General features: G+C 70.0%; 18 protein-coding genes, 1 tRNA gene, 1 other RNA gene and 1 pseudogene. 7 read left to right on the top strand and 14 right to left on the bottom strand.

Annotated elements, in window-relative coordinates; all coding sequences use genetic code 11:
* The first annotated feature begins 275 nt into the window (after positions 1-275).
* From ACFYPM_RS04715 to ACFYPM_RS04705, 3 genes and pseudogenes are all read left to right on the top strand, one after another.
* Complete coding sequence (locus ACFYPM_RS04715) at positions 276-1151, top strand: replication-relaxation family protein (protein ID WP_387191225.1); 876 nt, start codon at positions 276-278, stop codon at positions 1149-1151.
* A 406-nt stretch (positions 1152-1557) separates the two neighbouring features.
* The gene (locus ACFYPM_RS04710; RefSeq protein ID WP_387191223.1) at positions 1558-1806 is read left to right on the top strand and encodes a hypothetical protein; all 249 of its coding nucleotides are present in this window, start codon (positions 1558-1560) and stop codon (positions 1804-1806) included.
* Positions 1807-1989: 183 nt separating this feature from the next.
* A pseudogene (locus ACFYPM_RS04705) lies at positions 1990-2930 on the top strand (recombinase family protein); the annotation flags it as partial.
* A gap of 57 nt (positions 2931-2987) precedes the next feature.
* Here ACFYPM_RS04705 and ACFYPM_RS04700 read toward each other — a convergent pair.
* The 3 genes from ACFYPM_RS04700 to ACFYPM_RS04690 all read right to left on the bottom strand — a co-directional run bounded on the left by ACFYPM_RS04700 (position 2988) and on the right by ACFYPM_RS04690 (position 4257).
* Positions 2988-3386, bottom strand: a complete 399-nt coding sequence (locus ACFYPM_RS04700) for a hypothetical protein (RefSeq protein WP_387191221.1) — start codon at positions 3384-3386, stop codon at positions 2988-2990.
* Positions 3387-3504: 118 nt separating this feature from the next.
* A tRNA-Ala gene (locus ACFYPM_RS04695) sits at positions 3505-3577 on the bottom strand.
* Between the two features lie 89 nt (positions 3578-3666).
* Entirely contained in the window at positions 3667-4257 is a 591-nt protein-coding gene (locus ACFYPM_RS04690; protein ID WP_357098712.1) for a YqgE/AlgH family protein, read from the bottom strand.
* A 321-nt stretch (positions 4258-4578) separates the two neighbouring features.
* Between ACFYPM_RS04690 and mdlC the strand changes: the two genes are divergently transcribed.
* Positions 4579-6174: a benzoylformate decarboxylase gene (mdlC, locus tag ACFYPM_RS04685; RefSeq protein ID WP_387191219.1), complete on the top strand. Its 1596-nt coding sequence runs from the start codon at positions 4579-4581 to the stop codon at positions 6172-6174.
* A 27-nt stretch (positions 6175-6201) separates the two neighbouring features.
* Here mdlC and ACFYPM_RS04680 read toward each other — a convergent pair whose 3' ends face one another.
* From ACFYPM_RS04680 to pruA, 10 genes are all read right to left on the bottom strand, one after another.
* Positions 6202-7155, bottom strand: a complete 954-nt coding sequence (locus ACFYPM_RS04680) for a hypothetical protein (protein WP_387191217.1) — start codon at positions 7153-7155, stop codon at positions 6202-6204.
* A gap of 46 nt (positions 7156-7201) precedes the next feature.
* A complete protein-coding gene (locus tag ACFYPM_RS04675) occupies positions 7202-7351 on the bottom strand; it encodes a hypothetical protein (protein WP_387191215.1) in 150 nt (49 codons plus the stop codon).
* A 31-nt stretch (positions 7352-7382) separates the two neighbouring features.
* Complete coding sequence (locus ACFYPM_RS04670; protein ID WP_387191213.1) at positions 7383-8063, bottom strand: hypothetical protein; 681 nt, start codon at positions 8061-8063, stop codon at positions 7383-7385.
* 72 nt (positions 8064-8135) lie between these two features.
* Positions 8136-8511: a transfer-messenger RNA gene (gene ssrA / locus ACFYPM_RS04665) on the bottom strand.
* Between the two features lie 104 nt (positions 8512-8615).
* Positions 8616-9095: an SsrA-binding protein SmpB gene (gene smpB, locus ACFYPM_RS04660; protein ID WP_357242057.1), complete on the bottom strand. Its 480-nt coding sequence runs from the start codon at positions 9093-9095 to the stop codon at positions 8616-8618.
* A gap of 140 nt (positions 9096-9235) precedes the next feature.
* Entirely contained in the window at positions 9236-10111 is an 876-nt protein-coding gene (gene ftsX, locus ACFYPM_RS04655) for a permease-like cell division protein FtsX (RefSeq protein ID WP_357242054.1), read from the bottom strand.
* Positions 10112-10178: 67 nt separating this feature from the next.
* A complete protein-coding gene (gene ftsE, locus ACFYPM_RS04650; protein WP_030331491.1) occupies positions 10179-10859 on the bottom strand; it encodes a cell division ATP-binding protein FtsE in 681 nt (226 codons plus the stop codon).
* A 118-nt stretch (positions 10860-10977) separates the two neighbouring features.
* Positions 10978-12099: a peptide chain release factor 2 gene (gene prfB, locus ACFYPM_RS04645; protein WP_387191211.1), complete on the bottom strand. Its 1122-nt coding sequence runs from the start codon at positions 12097-12099 to the stop codon at positions 10978-10980.
* 121 nt (positions 12100-12220) lie between these two features.
* A complete protein-coding gene (locus ACFYPM_RS04640) occupies positions 12221-12736 on the bottom strand; it encodes a PadR family transcriptional regulator (RefSeq protein ID WP_091393967.1) in 516 nt (171 codons plus the stop codon).
* Positions 12737-12913: 177 nt separating this feature from the next.
* The gene (pruA, locus tag ACFYPM_RS04635) at positions 12914-14542 is read right to left on the bottom strand and encodes an L-glutamate gamma-semialdehyde dehydrogenase (RefSeq protein WP_387191209.1); all 1629 of its coding nucleotides are present in this window, start codon (positions 14540-14542) and stop codon (positions 12914-12916) included.
* Positions 14543-14928: 386 nt separating this feature from the next.
* Here pruA and ACFYPM_RS04630 point away from each other — a divergent pair, with 386 nt between their 5' ends.
* The gene (locus tag ACFYPM_RS04630) at positions 14929-16026 is read left to right on the top strand and encodes a hypothetical protein (RefSeq protein ID WP_387191207.1); all 1098 of its coding nucleotides are present in this window, start codon (positions 14929-14931) and stop codon (positions 16024-16026) included.
* A 128-nt stretch (positions 16027-16154) separates the two neighbouring features.
* Here the strand turns inward: ACFYPM_RS04630 and ACFYPM_RS04625 are convergent, their stop codons facing one another.
* Complete coding sequence (locus ACFYPM_RS04625; RefSeq protein ID WP_387191205.1) at positions 16155-16664, bottom strand: DUF6912 family protein; 510 nt, start codon at positions 16662-16664, stop codon at positions 16155-16157.
* Between the two features lie 378 nt (positions 16665-17042).
* Here ACFYPM_RS04625 and ACFYPM_RS04620 point away from each other — a divergent pair, with 378 nt between their 5' ends.
* The gene (locus ACFYPM_RS04620) at positions 17043-17270 is read left to right on the top strand and encodes a helix-turn-helix domain-containing protein (protein WP_387191203.1); all 228 of its coding nucleotides are present in this window, start codon (positions 17043-17045) and stop codon (positions 17268-17270) included.
* 230 nt (positions 17271-17500) lie between these two features.
* Positions 17501-18124, top strand: a complete 624-nt coding sequence (locus tag ACFYPM_RS04615; RefSeq protein WP_387191202.1) for an Rv3235 family protein — start codon at positions 17501-17503, stop codon at positions 18122-18124.
* Positions 18125-18359 lie beyond the last annotated feature (235 nt).

Below are 18359 nucleotides of genomic sequence, written 5' to 3'. Positions count from 1 at the left end.
GGCTTTATCCGCGATGTCTCCAGTCATCTACTCGACCGGGTCAGCAAACCTCGCTGATCTATCCGCATCAAATCATTTCCAGATCGACAGCAACCGGCTTGACCTCCCGTTGCGGGTCCTGCTGGGTATCCCACTTGGCGTCCCGCTTCAACAGGACCCCCGAACGGACCCTCTGGTCCGGCTCACAGCGCAGTTCAGGGCCGCTGTCAGCACCGTCTGTCGTGCTGCGACAGACCCTCCGACTGGGTCTCTCCCCCTGGGGATGGTGGTGGCGCATGCCTGATCCGCTGCTTCGGGTGCAGTCCCAACTCACCGACCGCGACCTCGTCCTGCTCGGCTGGCTGGCTGACCACGGAGTGCTCACCTCCTTTCAAATCGCCGATGCCCTGTACCCCTCAGTCGACTACGCCCAGGAACGCCTGCGGGCGCTGATGCGGAAGTTGGGGGTGGTGGACCGGTTTCGGCCGCAGAAGCCCGACGGTGGCTCCTACCCCTTTCACTACGTGCTGGCGCAACTCGGCGTCGAGGTCGTTGCCGCGCAGCGCGGCGACGACCTGCCCCGCAGGGACCAAGCCAGGCGGAGACGTTGGCACCTGACCAGGCGGGCGAACCTGCCGCACCTACTCGGGGTCAACGGCTTCTTCACCGCCCTGGCCGGTCATGCCCGCACCCACCCTGGCAGCGAGTTGGCGCGGTGGTGGTCGGCGGCCCGTTGCCAGCAGACGGGTGCCTTCGCCGAACCCGGCGACGACATCTCGGCCCGCGCCTATACGCCCCGTTCACGGCCGGATGGGCACGGCATCTGGGTCGACGGCAACCGCAGGGTGCCGTTCTTCCTGGAGTACGACCTCGGCACCGAACGGCCGCTGTCCCGACTGGTCGACAAGATCGACGGCTACCGGGACCTCGCGCACGTCACCGGCCGGATCTGGCCGGTGCTGTTCTGGCTGCACTCCCCAGCACGCGAGCGGCACCTGCATCAGGAACTCACCGCGGCTGGGGCCATGTATCCGGTGGCTACCGCCGTGCACGCCGAGGCCACCGGCATCAAGCCGGCCGAAGCGGTGTGGTGGCTACACCGCCACCACGGGGCACCGCTGCGCCTGGCCGACCTCCCCGCCGCCGACAGCCGCACCGACCGGGCCACCTGACCGACAGTGCCGAACCATCCCCGGTGACCGGACACGCGCCCACACGGGCGGTGACAAGGGCCATCCCGCCGTTGGCCCGACGGCACCCGCAGCGGTAGGCGTGACACACCATCCCCAGCGAGGGAGGGCGGACAGTACCTCTGGGCTCGCCGTAACAGCAAGCCTTTGAAACTGTCAGCCGCTCTCCGGCGGCCTACGTGAGTTTCCGTGAGTCGCTGACAGTCCGAATCGCTCCCGGTGACAGCACTCCGAGGTATCGTCCCCGCCCCTCACGGGAGGTAGAGCGACCTGCCATGAGTCGGCTCTTCCGCATCAATCGGATCGATTGCGCGATCCCGCGCAGGAAAGGAAACCGCATGAACGAAGGACTCCGACCCCCGCAGCTTCACACGCTTTTCGGAGGACCGTGGCCACCGCGCCGTATGACGACGAAAACGCCGTCCGGAGCTATCCTGACGAACCGCATCCCGGTACCGCCACCAAGAACGGCGGTGCGAAACACATCCCCACCAAGAAAAGAGAAACGACGATTCCGATGCGTATCGCACGCGTCGACACCATTCCCATGACCGCCGAAGACCTCGACAACGCCGCCGAAGCCCTCGCCGTCCTACTCAACCACTTTCGGCGCGAACACCCCGACCTCGCCGCCTGAACTCACTCGCCCAACGTCGGTGGGCGGCCCACCTGCGCGTGGGCCGCCCACCGGCCGACCCACCCCAACCCGCACGGAGGGACCACCTTGACAGGCAAGCCCACCCCCACCGGCCCACCGAAGCGACGCGGCCGACGCGCCCCCACCTCCGCCCAGCCCGACACGCCGACCGGACCGTGCCGGGTGTGCGTCTACATCCGGCGTTCCACCGACGACGAGCACCAGCCCTTCAGCCTGCTCGCCCAACGCACCGCCCTACACAAGTACGTCGAAAGCCACCCCGACTGGGTCATCGTCTGCGAATTCGAGGACGACGCCTCCGGCGCCACCACCGACCGCCCCGGCTTAAAAAAGTACTCGACGCGGCGAAAGCCGGCATGTACGACGTCCTACTCGTCTACCGAGTCGACCGATTCAGCCGCAGCCTCGCCCAATTCGTCGACCTCGCCGCCACCCTCGACGCCGCCAACGTCCGATTTACCTCCGCCACCGAACCCGTCGACACAGGCGGCGCCATCGGCCGCATGATGCTGCAATTCCTCGCCGTGTTCGCCGAATTCGAACGCAACATGATCATCGACCGGGTGAAAAGTGGCATGACCGCAAAGGCCAGCAAAGGCCAGTGGGCCGGCGGCACCCGCCCCTACGGCTACCTCGTCGACAAAAACACCCAACGCTTGGTGCTCCACCCCGACGAGGCCCCGATCCTGCGAGACATCTTCCGCCTATACACCCGTGACCGATTCGGCACCCGCGCGATCGCCAGCGAACTCAACGAGCGCGGTGTCCCCAACCGCACCGGCAAGAAGTGGTCCGGACACACCATCAACCGGATCCTGGACAACCCCGCCTACCTCGGGGACATCGCCTACCGCGACGTCTACGTCCCCGACGCCCACGAGCCGCTCATCGACCGAGACGCCTTCCGCCGCGCCCAGGACATCGCCACCGCCCGCGGCGACGTCCAAACCCAGCGGGCGATGTCCGACTCGGACTACTACCTCACCGGCCTACTGACATGTCCGCAGTGCGGGCAGCGCTACATCGGCACGTCCGCCAACGGCCGGACCCGCCGCTACCGGTACTACACCTGCTTCACCCGCACCCGCTACGGCAAACACGCCACCTGCACCGCACCCCGGCTCCCCGCCGACGACCTCGACCACATGATCCTCAAAGCCCTACTCGACTTCTACACCACCGCCGAACCCGTCCTCGCCGCCATGATCCAACGCGCCCACGCCCAGCACGACACCACCACCGACGACCGACGCGCCGAACTCACCGCCATCGCCCACCAAATCAGCAGCACCGAGAACGCGATCGACCGCTACCACACGGCGTTCGAGAACGGCACCATGGACGACGCCACCGCCGGACCCCGCATCCGCGACCTCCGCCAACGACTGGCTCAACTCCAAACCCGGCACACCGAACTCGACGCCGGCCTGACATCGCAGCCCGCGCCCCCGCCGCCCGGCACCATCGCCCGCATCCGCGACCACCTCAGCGCCATCATGACCAGCGGCACCACCACCGAACGCAAAGCCGCCATCGAAGCCCTCATCGCCGAAGTCCAACTCACCGACCAGGGAGTCGTACCCGTGTTCAAGATCCCCACCGACACGACAATGCCCCCGCCCGAAACGGACGGGGGCATCTCAGGAGTACCACCGGTTCGCACAATGGTGCGGTCGGTGGAGCCGAGGGGACTCGAACCCCTGACCCCCACACTGCCAGTGTGGTGCGCTACCAGCTGCGCCACGGCCCCTTGCTGTCGTCCCGGTCGCCCGGGCACTGGGAAACTATACACAGACCGGCCCGCATGGTCATCTCGCGGGGTCCCCCGCCCGGGGCGGGTCAGTTGAGCGCGACGTCCGGCGGGAAGTGGGCGACCGCGGCCATCATCCCGCCCTGGCGGCGCAGCACCATCGGCCACAGATCGTCGGGCCGGTCTACGAAGGCGTCACCGGGCAGCCCGTCCAGCACGAACCAGGAGCCGTCGGCGATCTCCTGCTCCAACTGGCCGCTGCCCCAGCCGGAGTAACCGGCGAAGACCCGGATGCCACCGATGCTCTCCCGCAGCCGCTCCGGGTCGACCGAGAGGTCGATCGTGCCGACCGCTCCAGAGACCTGGTGGAAGCCCTTGAGCCGGCGCATCGGGTGCCGCATCCGGGCCAGACAGATGGCCGAGTCAGGCTGCACCGGCCCACCCTCGAAGAGCACCGCCGGGTAACGGGCCAGATCGCTCCAGTCGCCGAGCACCTCGGCCACCGGCACCTCGGTGGCCCGGTTCAACACCACGCCGAGCGCACCGCCCGGCTCGTGGGCGACCAGCAGCACCACCGTACGGTCGAAGTTCGGGTCCTTGAGCGCCGGAGTCGCGACCAGTAGCCGCCCGGTCATCGACTCCATCGCTCGTCCGCCGATCGCCTGACCCTCTCCCTGCATCCCACACACCCGTCAACCGTGAGCCCGCGCTGTGGATCGGTCATCTGCCGGATCCGCCCGGTGCATCGAGATCAGCCGTGCTGTCAACGCCATGCCTGGCACCATAGCCTGCGTCCCGGTTGCTGGCTAAGGGCTGACCGGCAGGTGATCAGACAGTTAATACAGCTCCCTGTTCACCCCGATGCCCCTGACCAGGGACGGGCGCGGCCGGCTGGATGAGCCGGTGGGAAACACCCGAAAGGTCCGCCACATCCCGATAGATTCGGCTGATCGGGAGGGGCGACTGCTGTCGTCCCTCCCGCGACACGAAGGCGGGTGGCGATGGCAACGGTCCGGGACGCGACATACGACGTGCTCCGCACCCTCGGCGTGACCACCGTCTTCGGTAACCCCGGCTCGACGGAGGAGCCGTTCCTGCGGGACTTCCCCGCCGACTTCCACTACGTCCACGCCCTCCAGGAGGCAACGGCGGTCGCGATGGCCGACGGCTACGCCCAGGCCAGCGGCGCAGCCGCCCACGTCAACCTGCACACCGCCCCGGGTACCGGCAACGGCATGGGCAACCTCGTCACCGCCTGGCACAACAAGACCCCGCTGATCGTCACGGCCGGCCAGCAGACCCGGGAGATGCTGCTGCTCGAACCCCGGCTGGCCAGCCGGCGGCCCACCGAGCTCCCCCAGCCGTACGTCAAGTGGGCCTACGAGCCGGCCCGGGCACAGGACATCCCCGCAGCGGTGCTGCGGGCGTACGCGACGGCGGTGCAGCCACCAGCCGGGCCGGTCTTCCTCTCCCTGCCGATGGACGACTGGGCCCAGCCGGCCGACCCGCCGCCCGCACCGCGAACGGTGGCCACCCGGTTCGCGCCGGACCCACAACGGCTGGACGAGTTCGCCCGGGTCCTGGCCGGCAGCGACAACCCCGTGCTGGTGTACGGCCCGGGGGTGGACCGCTCCGATAGCTGGCCGACAGCTGTCGCGCTCGCCGAACGGCTGGCCGCACCGGTCTGGTCGGCCCCCGCACCCGAACGAGCCGTCTTCCCGGAGGACCACCCGCACTTCCGCGGGGTGCTCCCGTACGCGATCGGTCCCCTCGCCGAGGCGCTGCGCGGCCACGACACGGTGCTTGTCGTCGGCGCTCCGGTGTTCCGCTACTACCCCTACGTGCCGGGCGGGCACCTACCCGACGGCGCCCGGCTGCTGCACGTCACGGACGACCCCGACGAGGCCGCGCGCGCCCCGGTCGGGGACAGCCTGCTCGGCGACCCGGGGCTGACGCTGACCGCGCTCGTGGACCGGGTGCCGCCGGCCGACCGGGTGCCGCCCGCACCCCGCGCCACACCGGCCCGGCCGGAGATCACCGCCCCGCTGAGCGCCGACGCCCTGTTCGCCGGGCTGGCCGCGCACTGGCCGGCCGATGGCGTGCTGGTGCAGGAGTCACCGTCCAACCTGTCCGCTCTACGCCGGCAGTTGCGGGTCACGCGCCCGGCGTCGTACTTCACGATGGCCAGCGGCGGCCTCGGCTACGGTCTGCCGGCCGCGATCGGGGTGGCGCTCGCCGAACGGGACACCGGGCGCGGCCGTCCGGTGGTGGCGGTCATCGGCGACGGCTCGTTCCACTACTCGGTGCAGGCGCTGTGGACCGCCGCGCGTCTCGCACTGCCGCTGGTGGTCGTCGTCCCGGTCAATCAGCAGTACGCGATCCTCAAGGCGTTCGCCGAGCTGAAGGACACCCCCGGGGTGCCCGGCCTGGACCTGCCGGGGTTGGACATCGTCGCCATCGCGGCCGGCTACGGTTGCGCCACCGAGGTCGTCGAGACGCCCGACCAACTCGGCGCGGCGCTCGCCACCGGGCTGCGTGCCGACCGGCCGACCGTGTTGCCGGTGCCGATCAGCACCGACGTGCCCAGCATCCTCTGAGGGCTGCCGGTCGGCTCCGGTGCCCGGTCAGCGTGGGGTGATCGACAGGGGTGCGCCGGTGGCGACGTCCAGGACCGGCCGGGCGCCCAGCGGCGCCGCCAGGGTGACGGCGACCGGTTCCAGCTTCAGTACGGCCGGGCACTCGCCGGTGGCCCGGGTGACGCTGCCGCCGACCACGACGACGTCCGGCCGTTCCCACACCAGCGGCGTGATGGCGGTGTCGCAGGCGCCGACGCCGAGCCCCACGGTCATCCGGACATCGTCGACCGCCGTCAGGTTCTGGGCGCCCACCAGCCCGTCGGCCAGCGGACGGGCAGGCGCGGAGGGTTGGGGGACGGGCGTGACCGCGGTCGGCGCGACGGCGAGCCGGGCCACCGGAATGGCCAGTTCCTTGATGGTGAACAGCCAGGCCGGGACCTGCGCCGTGCCCCGGCTCGTGCGGACCGGCACGGCACCGAACGTGACAGCGGTGACGGTGAGCGAGAGACAGGCCGTCTGCGTCGCGCTGGTGGCCCATCCGTCCGGCCCTGGTTCGACGCTGGGGCCGCCCGGGCTCGGCCGGCCGGGCCGCTTCGGCCTCCCCGGGCAGGGCAGCGGATCACCCTGGTCGAGCTGCCGGTACGCCTCGGCGGCACTGACCAGCGGCAGCGTCAGCCGGCCGTCCGGGAAGCGGATCTCCCCGCCGACCCGGGTGGGCGCTATCGCGACCTCCGCCCGGTACCACCCGGCCTCGAACGCGACCTTCGTGTCGGAGGTGAAGCGCGGGTCACCGGTGAGCACCGTGGGTCCCTCCAGCGGGACGTACCCCGTGCTCCAGGCGGGGCCGGGTCGCCACGCCTCGGCCACCTCGGCGGCCCGCTTGTCGAACGCCTCGGCGCGGGGCGCCGGGTGGCGAGGCCCGACGGGCGCATTGGCGACGGGCGTGGCGCAGCCCGCGGTGAGCAGCAACGGGAGTACGAGCAGCAGGGCCGGTCGACGCATGTACGGTTCGACGCTGCCGCCGACCCCGCGGTTCCGGGCCGACCGCTCAGGTCTCGCCACCCAGGTCCGTCTGGTACGCCTCCCAGAGCGGGTCGGCGCCGCGCCGCCGATGCCGAGCCAACCTCCGCAGCAGGTGCCCTGCCCGGTGTCGCAGTTCGGCGGGATCGACCTCGGGCCGCTCGGCGATCCGCTGCACCGCGACTGTCGCCGCGATGATCCACCGTCGCTCAGCCGAGCTGGGGGTGTTCCGCCAGGCGGCGCAGTTGGCGGGCGACGGCGTGAGCGTCGCCGTCCCGACCGTCGACGGGTCGGCCCGTCGTGATCGCGTCGGCAAGCGCGCGCAACTCGGACGGGGGCAGGCTGGTCAGCCCCATGCCCTGCAACGCGACGGTGACTCGCCGTCCATCCGCGTGGTCAGTCGCGATGATGGCGGGTGTTCGCCGTCGACCCGCCGGAAAGTCGTCCGCCGGCTTGCCGGACGACAGCGAGGCGGCGTCGATCCGGGCGGTGGCGAGGTCGACGTCGCGCGTCCGGAACGCGCCCCGGACCCGGACGTGGCTGCCCTCCAGCCAGGCGGCCATGCGGAGCACCCGCAGCACCAGGTAGATGCTGAGCAGGACGAACGGCAGACCGCAGAGTCCGATGAACGGGCTCAACCCGGCGTGTTCGGCGCCACCGTCGGCGTCGCGCAGCGCGGGTGGCAGCATCCCCGGCGGCACATCGCGAGCCTCCTCGTAGGGGGAGAACGGGTCACCCGGGCCGGACAGTCGCCCCAACATCCCGCCGGCGACAACCGGCAGCACCACGAATGCCGCGGCGACAGCGGCGATGAACACGCCGACCACCACCGCCCACGTGCGCTGTGCGGGTGAAGCACCGACCGACAGGCGCAGCTCCTGGTTCGTCACAGGGGGCAGCGTAGGCGAGCCGCGTAAACGACGAAGCGCCCCGGCTGGTGGGCCGGGGCGCTTCGCTCGAGGTGGTGGAGGTGCCGGGAATCGAACCCGGGTCCTTCGCCGGTTTGTCAGGGCTTCTCCGAGCGCAGCTCGCTGTGCCTCTACTCGGCCCCACCGCTCACGCGAGCAAGTTGGTGTGACGGGCCCAGTCGCTGATTAATCTCGCCGCACGGACCCCGCGACCGGGTCCGGTTGGCCAGCCTCCTAGCTGATGCCGGCTACTGGGACGAAGGCGTTCCCAGGCCGACAGACTTAGCTACTCGCCTCAGGCGGCGAGAGCGAAGTCAGCGCGATTTTGCTTGGCGCTTATAAGTTTCCGACGACCGATTCTCGAGACGACGTCGGCTTCCTCGGCTCGCTTCCCCTGTCGCTGCGTACGAAGTCGAAACCAGTCACCCCCTCGACAGGCCACCGACGTGGTGGCACTGACAAGACTAACGCCTGGCGCAACGGCTTTCATCCCGAGCCCCGGGCCGGCGTGCCGGCCCGGACAAATGGGACGTTCTACTCGTCCATTCCCTTGCCGCGCCGACCGGACACCCGGGCGATCTCCCGGTCCGCGTCCCGCTTGGCGAGGTCCTGACGCTTGTCGTACGACTTCTTGCCCTTGGCCAGGGCGATCTCGACCTTGGCCCAGCCGTCGGAGAAGTAGACCTGCAACGGAACGATCGTCAGACCGCCCTCGCGGGTCTTGCCGACGAGCTTGTCGATCTCGACCCGGTTGAGCAGCAGCTTGCGGGTACGCCGGGGCTCGTGGTTGGTCCAGGTGCCCTGCGTGTACTCCGGGATGTGCATGGCGTGCAGAAACAGCTCGCCGTCCCGCTCCTGGGCGAACGCGTCGACGAGCGACGCCCGCCCGGCCCGCAGCGACTTGACCTCGGTGCCGGTCAGCGCCATGCCTGCTTCGTACGTGTCGAGAATGGCGTAGTCGTGGCGCGCCTTCTTGTTGGAGGCGACCACCTTGCGCCCCTTTTCCCGTGGCATCGGTGCCACCCCCTCTCTCCGCTGCCCGTGGGCCGAGCGCACCTCGGCCGGACAACCGATCATGTTACCGGAACCACAAGGACCCTCCCGCGCCGTTTATTTCCGGCTGCGGAAGGGTCCACGGGAGACGACGGGACGACCTAGACCCGCAGGTAGAAGCGCAGGGTGATCCAGGCGGTGCCCGCGCTGATCAGACCACCGACGCCGGCCATCAGCGGGAAGACGACCAGGATGTCACCCCAGCCGATCGGCGAGAGCAGACCCTGCAACGCGCTCAACGACCCGTCGAAGAGCAGGTACTTGGCCGCGACCAGGGCCACCAGACCCAGCAGTGAACCGATCAGGCCGGCCACCACGGCCTCCAGCACGAACGGCGCCTGGATGAACCAGTTGGACGCGCCGACCAGCTTCATGACCGCCACCTCACGCCGCTTGCTGTACGCGGCGACCTGGATGGTGTTCGCGACCAGCAGCAGGGCGGCGATCGCCATCACGGTGGCTGCGGCCAGGGCGATGTTCTGGATCGAGGTGAGGATGTTGAAGATCTTGTCGAGCAGACGACTCTGGTCGATGATCTCGTCGACACCGGCGCTGTTCTTGTACTGCTCGTAGATGTCCTTGTACTGCTCCGGGTTGTTCAGCTTGAGCCGGAACGACTCGGGCAACTGGTCGGGCTTGACCACGTTCACCAGGTCGGGCGCGTCCTGGTACATGACCTTGAACTTCTTGTACGCCTCGTCCTTGTTGACGTAGAAGACCTCCTTGACCAGGGGGTCGCTGTCGAGCTTGGCGTTCAGGTCGGTGCGCTCCTGCTCGCTCACCTCCTGCTTCAAGAAGATCGAGACTTCGATGTTCTTGTAGTAGGTGACCTTCATGTCGTCGACCTGGCGGTACATGAGACCGCTGGCGCCGAGCATGGTCAGCGAGACCGCCATCGTGATGATCATCGCGATGGACATGGTCACGTTGCGCCACAGTCCGACCAGTACCTCGGACAGGACGTATTTCACGCGCATCGGGATTTCCTCCGGGTCTCCGGCATGAAGTATTCGTCGTCAGGCTGCGCAGGGGTGGAGAGCCGGCTCACCCGTAGACGCCGCGGGCCTGGTCACGCACGATACGACCGCTCTCGATCTCGACGACGCGGCGGCGCATCTGGTTGACGATGTTGGAGTCGTGGGTGACCATCACGACGGTCGTGCCGGTGCGGTTGATCCGGTCCAGCAGGCGCATGATCTCGATCGAGGTGTCCGGGTCCAGGTTTCCGGTGGGCTCGTCCGCCAGCAGGATCAGCGGACGGTTCACGAACGCCCGGGCGACGGCGACGCGCTGCTGCTCACCACCGGAGAGCTCGTGCGGGTAACGGTGCTCCTTGCCACCGAGCCCGACCAACTCCAGCACCTCCGGCACGACCCGGCGGGCAACCGCCTTGGTCTTGCCGATCACCTCGAGGGCGAACGCCACGTTCTCGTACGCGGTGCGGTTCGGCAGCAGCCGGAAGTCCTGGAAGACGCAGCCGATCGAGCGCCGGAAGTGGGGTCGCTTCCAGGAGCGCATCGACGTGACGTCCTTGCCGTTGACGACGACGCGACCCTTGTTGGGGGCGACCTCGTGCAGCAGCATCTTGATGATTGTGGACTTGCCGGAGCCGGATGGACCGATGAAGAAGACGAACTCGCCCTTCTCGATCGAGACGGACACGTTGTCGAGCGAAGGCCGGGACGCCTTCGGGTACGTCTTCGTCACTTGCTCAAGCTGAATCACGGGTGGTGAGTCTACGCGGTGTAACAACTGAGCCAAGCCCCACGCCCCGCCGATCCGGCACGAGTCGTCGAATCAGGCCTCTACCTGGAGATCGACGACGCGTTCCGCCCGCGTGTCGTCACGCTCCGTCGCCGGCGAGTTGCCGCTGCTTGCGCCAACGGATGCCCGCCTCGATGAAACCGTCCAAATCGCCGTCGAACACCGCGCTCGGATTGCCGGTCTCCTGCTCGGTTCGGAGATCCTTCACCATCTGATACGGGTGCAGGACGTAGGAGCGCATCTGGTCGCCCCACGAGCTGGTGCTGCCGCTCTTGAGGCCGGCCATCTTCTCTTCCTCCTCCTGCCGCTTACGCTCCAGCAGCCGAGCCTGGAGCACCCGCAGCGCGGAGGCCTTGTTCTGTAGCTGGGACTTCTCGTTCTGGCAGGTCACCACGATGCCGGTCGGGATGTGGGTCAACCGCACGGCCGAGTCGGTGGTGTTGACGCTCTGCCCACCGGGGCCGGAGGAGCGGTAGACGTCCACCCGCAACTCGTTCTCGGGGATGTCGATGCTGTCCGTCTGCTCGGTGACCGGCAGAACCTCGACGCCCGCGAAGCTGGTCTGGCGGCGGCCCTGGTTGTCGAACGGGCTGATCCGGACCAACCGGTGGGTGCCCGACTCGACGCTGAGCGTGCCGTACGCGTAGGGCACCTTGACCGCGAAGGTGGCCGACTTCAGACCCGCCTCCTCGGCGTAGGAGGTCTCGTAGACCTCGGTCGGGTAGCCGTGCCGCTCCGCCCAGCGCAGGTACATCCGCAGCAGCATCTCGGCGAAGTCGGCGGCGTCCACGCCACCGGCGCCCGCGCGGATGGCGACCAGCGCCTCCCGGGAGTCGTACTCGCCGGAGAGCAGGGTGCGGACCTCCATCTCCTGGATGGCCTTGGTCAGCCCGGTGATCTCCGACTCGACCTCGGTCAGCACACCCGGGTCGGACTCGGCCTCGGCCAGCTCCAGCAGAACCTGGGCATCGTCGAGGCTGGACCGGAGGCTGCCCAGCTTGCTGATCTCGCCGTTGACGTACGACAGCTGCGAGGTCACCTGCTGAGCCTTGGCCTGGTCGTCCCACAGGTCGGGGGCGGAAGCCTCCTGCTCGAGGCGGGCCTTGTCCTCGTGGAGTCGGTCGAGGTTGAGGACGGCCTCGATGTTTCGCAGGGTCGCGTCGAGTTCCTTGAGCTGTTCGGCGTAATCGGCAGCGGTCACGACAGGTAAGCGTACTGCGCGGACGACGATTGAGCTTGCGAGCCCCGCGGTCCGGCGCGAAAGCGGCACTCTGCCACCCCGCGCTGAGCAGCTCCTCTTCTTCGGGCGAACCCGCCGCAGATCACCCGACCGGCGCGGACTTCAACCAGGACAGGGCAGCACGGTGATAGGCGACGGCGAACTCCAGCGCGCTGGCGTCGTACGTCTCGCCATCCCGTTTGGCGTTCTTCACCTGCTCCCGGACCTGGGCGAGGGCCTCGGTGTGGTATTCGTTGGCCGAGGCGTACAGGCCCTTGAGCTGGCTGGCGGAGTGCAGGTTGCCGAAGGCCATCCGCAGCGCGATCGGGTTGCGGATGGTGTCCCGCCCCGGGTTCTCGGCCAGCCAGCGAGAAAATGTCCGTTTTCCGCTGGCGGTGAGCGCGTACGGCTGGCTCATCCGCGGTCCCGGCTTCCCGAGCCGCACGAAACCGCGCTCGGCCAGCACCGGCAACTCGCGGTAGACCTGACTGCGCGTCATCGACCAGTACGGCGCCAGACGGCGCTCAGCGGCGGCCATCAACTGACCGCCTGTCATCGGGCCCTCGTGGAGGAGGCCGAGCAGGGCCGCCGCCGTAGGGTTGACTCCGGAATCCGCCATGCCCCCTACGCTGCCACTTTGCGCACCCGGCGTCCAGGATTTGCCGGTTTGCCACCCAACAGGACTTCCTAAGTGCACTGTCGGCGGCAGACTGTCCGTTGCGGACCGTCGATGGATCACGACCCTCGGCCGACCCGCCGGCGGCACCGCGTGCCCCCGGCGGGTCGTCGCCGCAGGTCAGCCCATGTGGGGGTACGTGTGGTCGGTCGGGGGCACGAAGGTCTCCTTGATCGTCCGCGGCGACACCCAGCGGACCAGATTGAGCCAGGAGCCCGCCTTGTCGTTGGTGCCGCTGGCCCGCGCACCGCCGAAGGGCTGCTGCCCGACCACCGCGCCGGTCGGCTTGTCGTTGATGTAGAAGTTGCCGGCCGCGTACCGCATGCGCTCGGCGACCGCGTCGACCACCCGGCGGTCGGTGGCGAACACCGAGCCGGTCAGCGCGTACGGGGCGATCGACTCGGCCTGCGCCACCACGTCGTCGAAGTGGGCGTCGTCGAACACGTGCACGCCCAGGATCGGCCCGAAGTACTCGGTGGTGAAGGTCTCGTGGGCGGCGTCGCCGCACTCGAAGAGCGTCGGCCGGACGAAGTAGCCGACCGAGTCGTCGGCGGTGCCACCGGCCAGCACCCGGCAGGAGTCGTCGCCACCGATCAGCTCCAGCGCGGCGGTGTGCCGGGCGAACGCCTTGTCGTCGATCACCGCGCCACCGAAGTTGCCGAAGTCGGCCACGTCACCGTAGGTCAGCGAGTCGGTGGTGGCGGCCAGCCGGTCACGCAGCCCACCCTCCCAGATCGAGCGCGGCACGTACGCCCGCGAGGCCGCCGAGCATTTCTGGCCCTGGTACTCGTACGCGCCGCGGATCAGCGCGGTGTGCAGGGCGTCCACGTCGGCGCTGGTGTGCGCGACCACGAAGTCCTTGCCGCCGGTCTCGCCGACGAGGCGCGGGTAGCCCCGGTAACGGGCGATGTTGTCGCCGACGGTCCGCCACAACTGCTGGAAGACCTTCGTCGAGCCGGTGAAGTGGATGCCGGCCAGGTCCGGGTCGGCGAGCACCACGTCGGAGACCTCCTCGCCCCGGCCGGTGACCATGTTGATCACACCGGGCGGGAGGCCGGCGGCCTCGAACAGCCGCATGGTGAAGTGCGCGGCGAACTGCTGGGTCGGACCCGGCTTCCAGATCACCGTGTTGCCCAGCAGGGCCGGCGCCGACGGCAGGTTGCCGGCGATGGCAGTGAAGTTGAACGGGGTGACCGCGTAGACGAAACCCTCCAACGGGCGGTGGTCGAAGCGGTTCCAGACGCCGGGGGAGGACGCCGGCTGCTCCTCCAGCAGACGCCGGGCGAAGTGCACGTTGAACCGGAGGAAGTCGATGAACTCACACGCCGAGTCGATCTCCGCCTGAATCGCGGTCTTCGACTGGCCGAGCATGGTGGCGGCGTTGAGGGTGTCGCGCCACGGGCCGGCGAGCAGCTCGGCGGCGCGCAGGAAGATCGCCGCCCGCTCCTCGAAGGGCAGCGCCCGCCACATCGGAGCGGCATCCTTGGCCGCCCTGATCGCGGAGCGCGCGTCCTCGTGGGTGGCGTGCGCGGTCACGCCCAGCACGTGCGCGTGCCGGTGCGGCTGCACCACGTCGATCGATTCACCGCCGGCCATCCGCTGCTCACCGCCGATGGTCATTGGCAGCTCGATGCGCTCGGCGGCGAGCTCGGTCAGCCGCCGCTGGAGCCGGTCCCGGTCGGGGCTGCCCGGCTCGTAGTTGCGAACCGGCTCGTTGCGCGGCTCGGGAACGGAGAACACGGCATCCATCAAGGCTCCTGGCGATCTCGACAGCAGTGGCGAAACCGGACCCGCGGGCACCGACCGGACGGTCGGACACCGGTCGCCGCACGGGAGGGCCGAGCAGCGGCGGGACCTCCCGTAATTCTCCCATGAAGGGCTGCGCACCCTGCCTCCGCCATCGCCCTCGGCCAAGGACCGACCCACCCCTGCTCTCCTTACCGACCGGGTTCGATCCGGCAACCCGGCCCGCGTTCCGTGCGCCACCGCGTCCTCCGCGCCGGGCCCTGCTGGGCGGTGCTGCGCCTCGGCGGGACCGGTGGGCCGCAGGTGTCGCGGTCGTCCGCGGCGGCGGAGCGCCCAGCCGAACCGCGTACCCTGAATGGTCGGTGACCTGCCGCCTCGAAGGGGAGACGATGACCAAGCAGCCCGGCCGCGTCCCGGCCGCGGAGTCGCACGAGCCGGCGGCCGACGCGGCAAGCCCGAGCAGCCTGCCGCTGCCCGCGCCCGGCGCGGCGGTGCTCGCACTGCTGGCGCTCGGTTGGCTGGCCGCCATGCTCTGGTCCACCCGGGAGGCCATCACCTCGGCGGCGGCCGGGGTGACCGCGATCAGTCTCTCCGCGTTCGCCCTGCCCGGCGTGATCTCGGCCGCGCTGGTCGGCGGGGCGGCCGTCGCGCTGGCCGGCGGCAACCTGCTGGCCCGCCGGTACGGCGACTGGGCCACCCTGCGCTTCGCCGGGGCGATCGGCGGCGGAATGCTTGTCGGGCTGGCGGCCGCGGTCGCCATCAACCTCACCTACTTCGATACCTCGACGACGAACGTGATCGCCGGCACCACCGCCGCCGCGGCGATCATCGGTGGCGCGGTGGCCGCCGCGCGGACCGCCCCGGCGATCGGTGCGATCGTGACCGCCGCGCTGGGCACGCTTGTCTTCGTGGTCGCGTTCAGCCAGGCCCGGGACCCGCTGTTCGACCTCTTCGGGGCCGGCGACAGCCAGCGGTCGGTGGTCGACGCGGCCAAGTGGGTGTCCCGCACCGAGTCGCTCGTCGCGGGGTTGCTCGCCGGTCTGCTCGCCTTCGGTTACCTGAGCTGGGCGCGACGCCGGGCGGTCCGCCGCGACCCTGCCGCTCGGGCGCTGCGCTGGCCGGCGTACCTGCTCGCCGGTGCCGGGCCGGGGTTGCTCCTGCTGCTCGCCGAGGTGATCATCCGAGTCGGTGGCCGGTCGCTGCTCGACCTGGCCAGCGCGCTCAGCGAGGCGGACGCGGTGGCGCAGACCTCGCTGGGCACCTCGCGGGTGGACAACGGGATCTGGGTGCTCTTCGTGGGGGCGCTGACCGCGCTTATCGCGTTCGGCCGCACGCTCGGCCCGGCTCAGACCGACGACGACTCGGCCGGCAGCCCGGACGCCGTGGCGAACCAGGTCGACCCGGAGGACGACGAGCCGGACCCGGCCGAGGCGTTCGACGCGGACCCGGCCAAGGCGGACCCGGCCAAGACGAACCCGGCCCGCTGACAGTCGCCCGGTAGGGCGTCACCTGTCGCGGTCTCGCCCCGAGATCGTGCTCGATCCTTGTTGCAGTGGTGTCGGTCCAGGGGGATGCCACGACAACAAGGATGTTGCGCGACCTCCCGTTGGCCGGCTCAGCTGGCCCCGTTCAGCAGCAGGTCCAGCTCCGTCACGTCGTACCACTCCAGTTCGTGGTCCTCCGCGCCGTCGACGGTGAACTGGGCGTCGGGATCGCCGGCGGCCGCCTCGGCCACCACCTCGGCCGCCGCGGCGACATCCTCGACCGCGTCCGTGCCGTCCACGTGGAGGGCCGCGACGGCAGCCACCGGCACGGCCTCGGCCAACGTCACCGTGCTGGACCCCAACTCACCGTCGCCCCGTCCGAGCGCGCTCGCCGGCAGGTCGACCGACACGACGACGCGGCGGCGGGGAGCGGTCGGATCGGCCCGCAGCAGGTGCAGCGCCTCCTGGGCGGCCCGGGTGAACGCGACGTACTCCAACTCCTCCTCGTCGCCTTCGGCGTACCACTCGCGCAGCGCCGGGGTCACCGCGTGCGCCTGGTCGGCGGCCAGCCCTTCCGCGCGCAGTCGGGTCACCATCGGTACGGTCGCCGGCACGTACACCCGGACTCGGTCATCGCTCACCGGTCGTCTCCCCCGCTTCGTCCTGCGCCGGCGTTCCGCCGGCACGGGCGCAGATCATCCCGCACGCCGTGACCGTCATACACCCCGACTCCGGCCGGCGGAAGTTTCCGCGCGGTGTGTCCCGTGCGGTGTGTCCCGCGCGGTGTGTCCCGTGCGGTGTGTCCCGTGCGGTGTCCCGTGCGGTGTGTCCCGTGCGGTGTGTCCCGCGCGGTGTGTCCCGTGCGGTGTGTCCCGTGCGGTGTCCCGTGCGGTGTGTCCCGTGCGGTGTCCCGTGCGGTGTGTCCCGTGCGGTCGACCTCCGGTGGACCGGCCAGGTGCTGGGCGGGCTGGGCTGTCGATGGCAAACTGAGCCAAACGACATCGACCCCGGGAGTTCGTGTGCAGCCAAGGTTCCTGTTGCTCTCCGACGTCGCCACCGAGCTGAACGTGTCGGACTCGCAGGTCTACCACATGGTGCGCAGCGGTGAACTGCCGGCGATCAAGATCGGTGGACGGGGCCAGTGGCGCGTCGAGCGCGCACGGCTGGAGGAGTACATAGCGCGCAAGTATTCCGAGACCGCCGAGTGGGTGCAGAGCAACCCGCTGGTTGACCGCGATCCGGAGTAGTCGCCCCTCCTCCACGACCCAGCCCGACACCTACCGCAGCGCGCTTGATCTACTCCGTTTTCTGGAAAGCGGGGTGTCCAGCCCGGGCTGATACCGCGCCTTTGGCACAACCGAGTGGATCACGCCGGTGAGGGACGCGATGGTCGTCGGGCCATTGACGGCGGCCGCTTTCTCACCGAGAATTGGGCTGTCGGAGGCAAACGAAGGCAAACGCAAGATCGAAGGGGTCCATGATGAGCGAGGCGCGACCCGGCCCTTCCCGACCGCCCGTGCGGCTGCGCCCCGTCCCGCCCATCGATCCGCCGTACGCCGACGAGGCCGACGGGTCGTACTGGCCAGCGGCCGTCCACGGCCAGCTCGCCCTGGACCTGTTCGCCTCGACCCGGCCAGACCCGGTCCGACCAGCGGAGCGCCGGAGTGCCCTCCGCCCGGTGCCGAGCCGGTCCACCACCCACCCGGTGACGCCGCTACCACCGGCGACCGCCCCGGAAGCCACCCGAGCCGCGCATCGCTTCGTCGGCACCTGCCTGGAGGTGATCAACGGCTACCGGTCCCCGGCCCAGGTGCGGGCACTGCTCGACCCGGCCCAAGCGACCGACCTGCTGACCGAGCTGGCCCGAGCAGGTCAGCTGCTGACCGGCTCGACCTGCGCGTCCGGGCGGGCCGGGGCACCTCGCCGCCGTGCCGGTCGACCCCTGGTCCGGTTGCTGCGCATGCGGGTCTGCGAGCCCCGGGACGCCGCGGTCGAGGCGGCGGCCGTTCTCACCGGCGCGGGCGGTCGGAGCTGGGCCATGGCACTCCGCCTGGAGCACCGTCGGGGCCGCTGGCTCTGCACCGCCCTGCACGTCCTCTGACCGCCACCTGCCCGCCGCCCCGGGCGGGGCGGGCCTGATCGACTCGCGTTTCAGGTAGTCGGGCCATCAGCCGGTCGCTGACACCCCCGACTTGCGTGATGTCGAGTCGATCATCGGCGCGCGGGGCAGACCCACGGACGGCCCGGGGCCTGCGGTGCCGCGGCGCGCGGTGTGACCGGGCGCGTGCGGACCGGAGACGACGAACGGGTCCCGGCCTGTCTGGCCGGGACCCGCT

The sequence above is a fragment of the Micromonospora sp. NPDC005203 genome, from assembly GCF_042872705.1.
Classification (GTDB): domain Bacteria; phylum Actinomycetota; class Actinomycetes; order Mycobacteriales; family Micromonosporaceae; genus Micromonospora.
Note: the sequence above shows the minus strand (reverse complement) of the source record. Positions and strands in the feature narration are given on the sequence as shown.

What these genes read in the sequence shown, in the direction of transcription:
- ACFYPM_RS04630 (WP_387191207.1), top strand. Translation starts at nt 14,929, where the DNA reads ATGACCAAGCAGCCCGGCCGCGTCCCGGCCGCGGAGTCGCACGAGCCG.
- ACFYPM_RS04640 (WP_091393967.1), bottom strand. Translation starts at nt 12,736, where the DNA reads ATGGCGGATTCCGGAGTCAACCCTACGGCGGCGGCCCTGCTCGGCCTC.
- ACFYPM_RS04715 (WP_387191225.1), top strand. Translation starts at nt 276, where the DNA reads ATGCCTGATCCGCTGCTTCGGGTGCAGTCCCAACTCACCGACCGCGAC.
- ACFYPM_RS04615 (WP_387191202.1), top strand. Translation starts at nt 17,501, where the DNA reads ATGATGAGCGAGGCGCGACCCGGCCCTTCCCGACCGCCCGTGCGGCTG.
- ftsX (WP_357242054.1), bottom strand. Translation starts at nt 10,111, where the DNA reads ATGCGCGTGAAATACGTCCTGTCCGAGGTACTGGTCGGACTGTGGCGC.
- smpB (WP_357242057.1), bottom strand. Translation starts at nt 9,095, where the DNA reads ATGCCACGGGAAAAGGGGCGCAAGGTGGTCGCCTCCAACAAGAAGGCG.
- mdlC (WP_387191219.1), top strand. Translation starts at nt 4,579, where the DNA reads ATGGCAACGGTCCGGGACGCGACATACGACGTGCTCCGCACCCTCGGC.
- ACFYPM_RS04690 (WP_357098712.1), bottom strand. Translation starts at nt 4,257, where the DNA reads ATGCAGGGAGAGGGTCAGGCGATCGGCGGACGAGCGATGGAGTCGATG.
- ACFYPM_RS04680 (WP_387191217.1), bottom strand. Translation starts at nt 7,155, where the DNA reads ATGCGTCGACCGGCCCTGCTGCTCGTACTCCCGTTGCTGCTCACCGCG.
- pruA (WP_387191209.1), bottom strand. Translation starts at nt 14,542, where the DNA reads ATGGATGCCGTGTTCTCCGTTCCCGAGCCGCGCAACGAGCCGGTTCGC.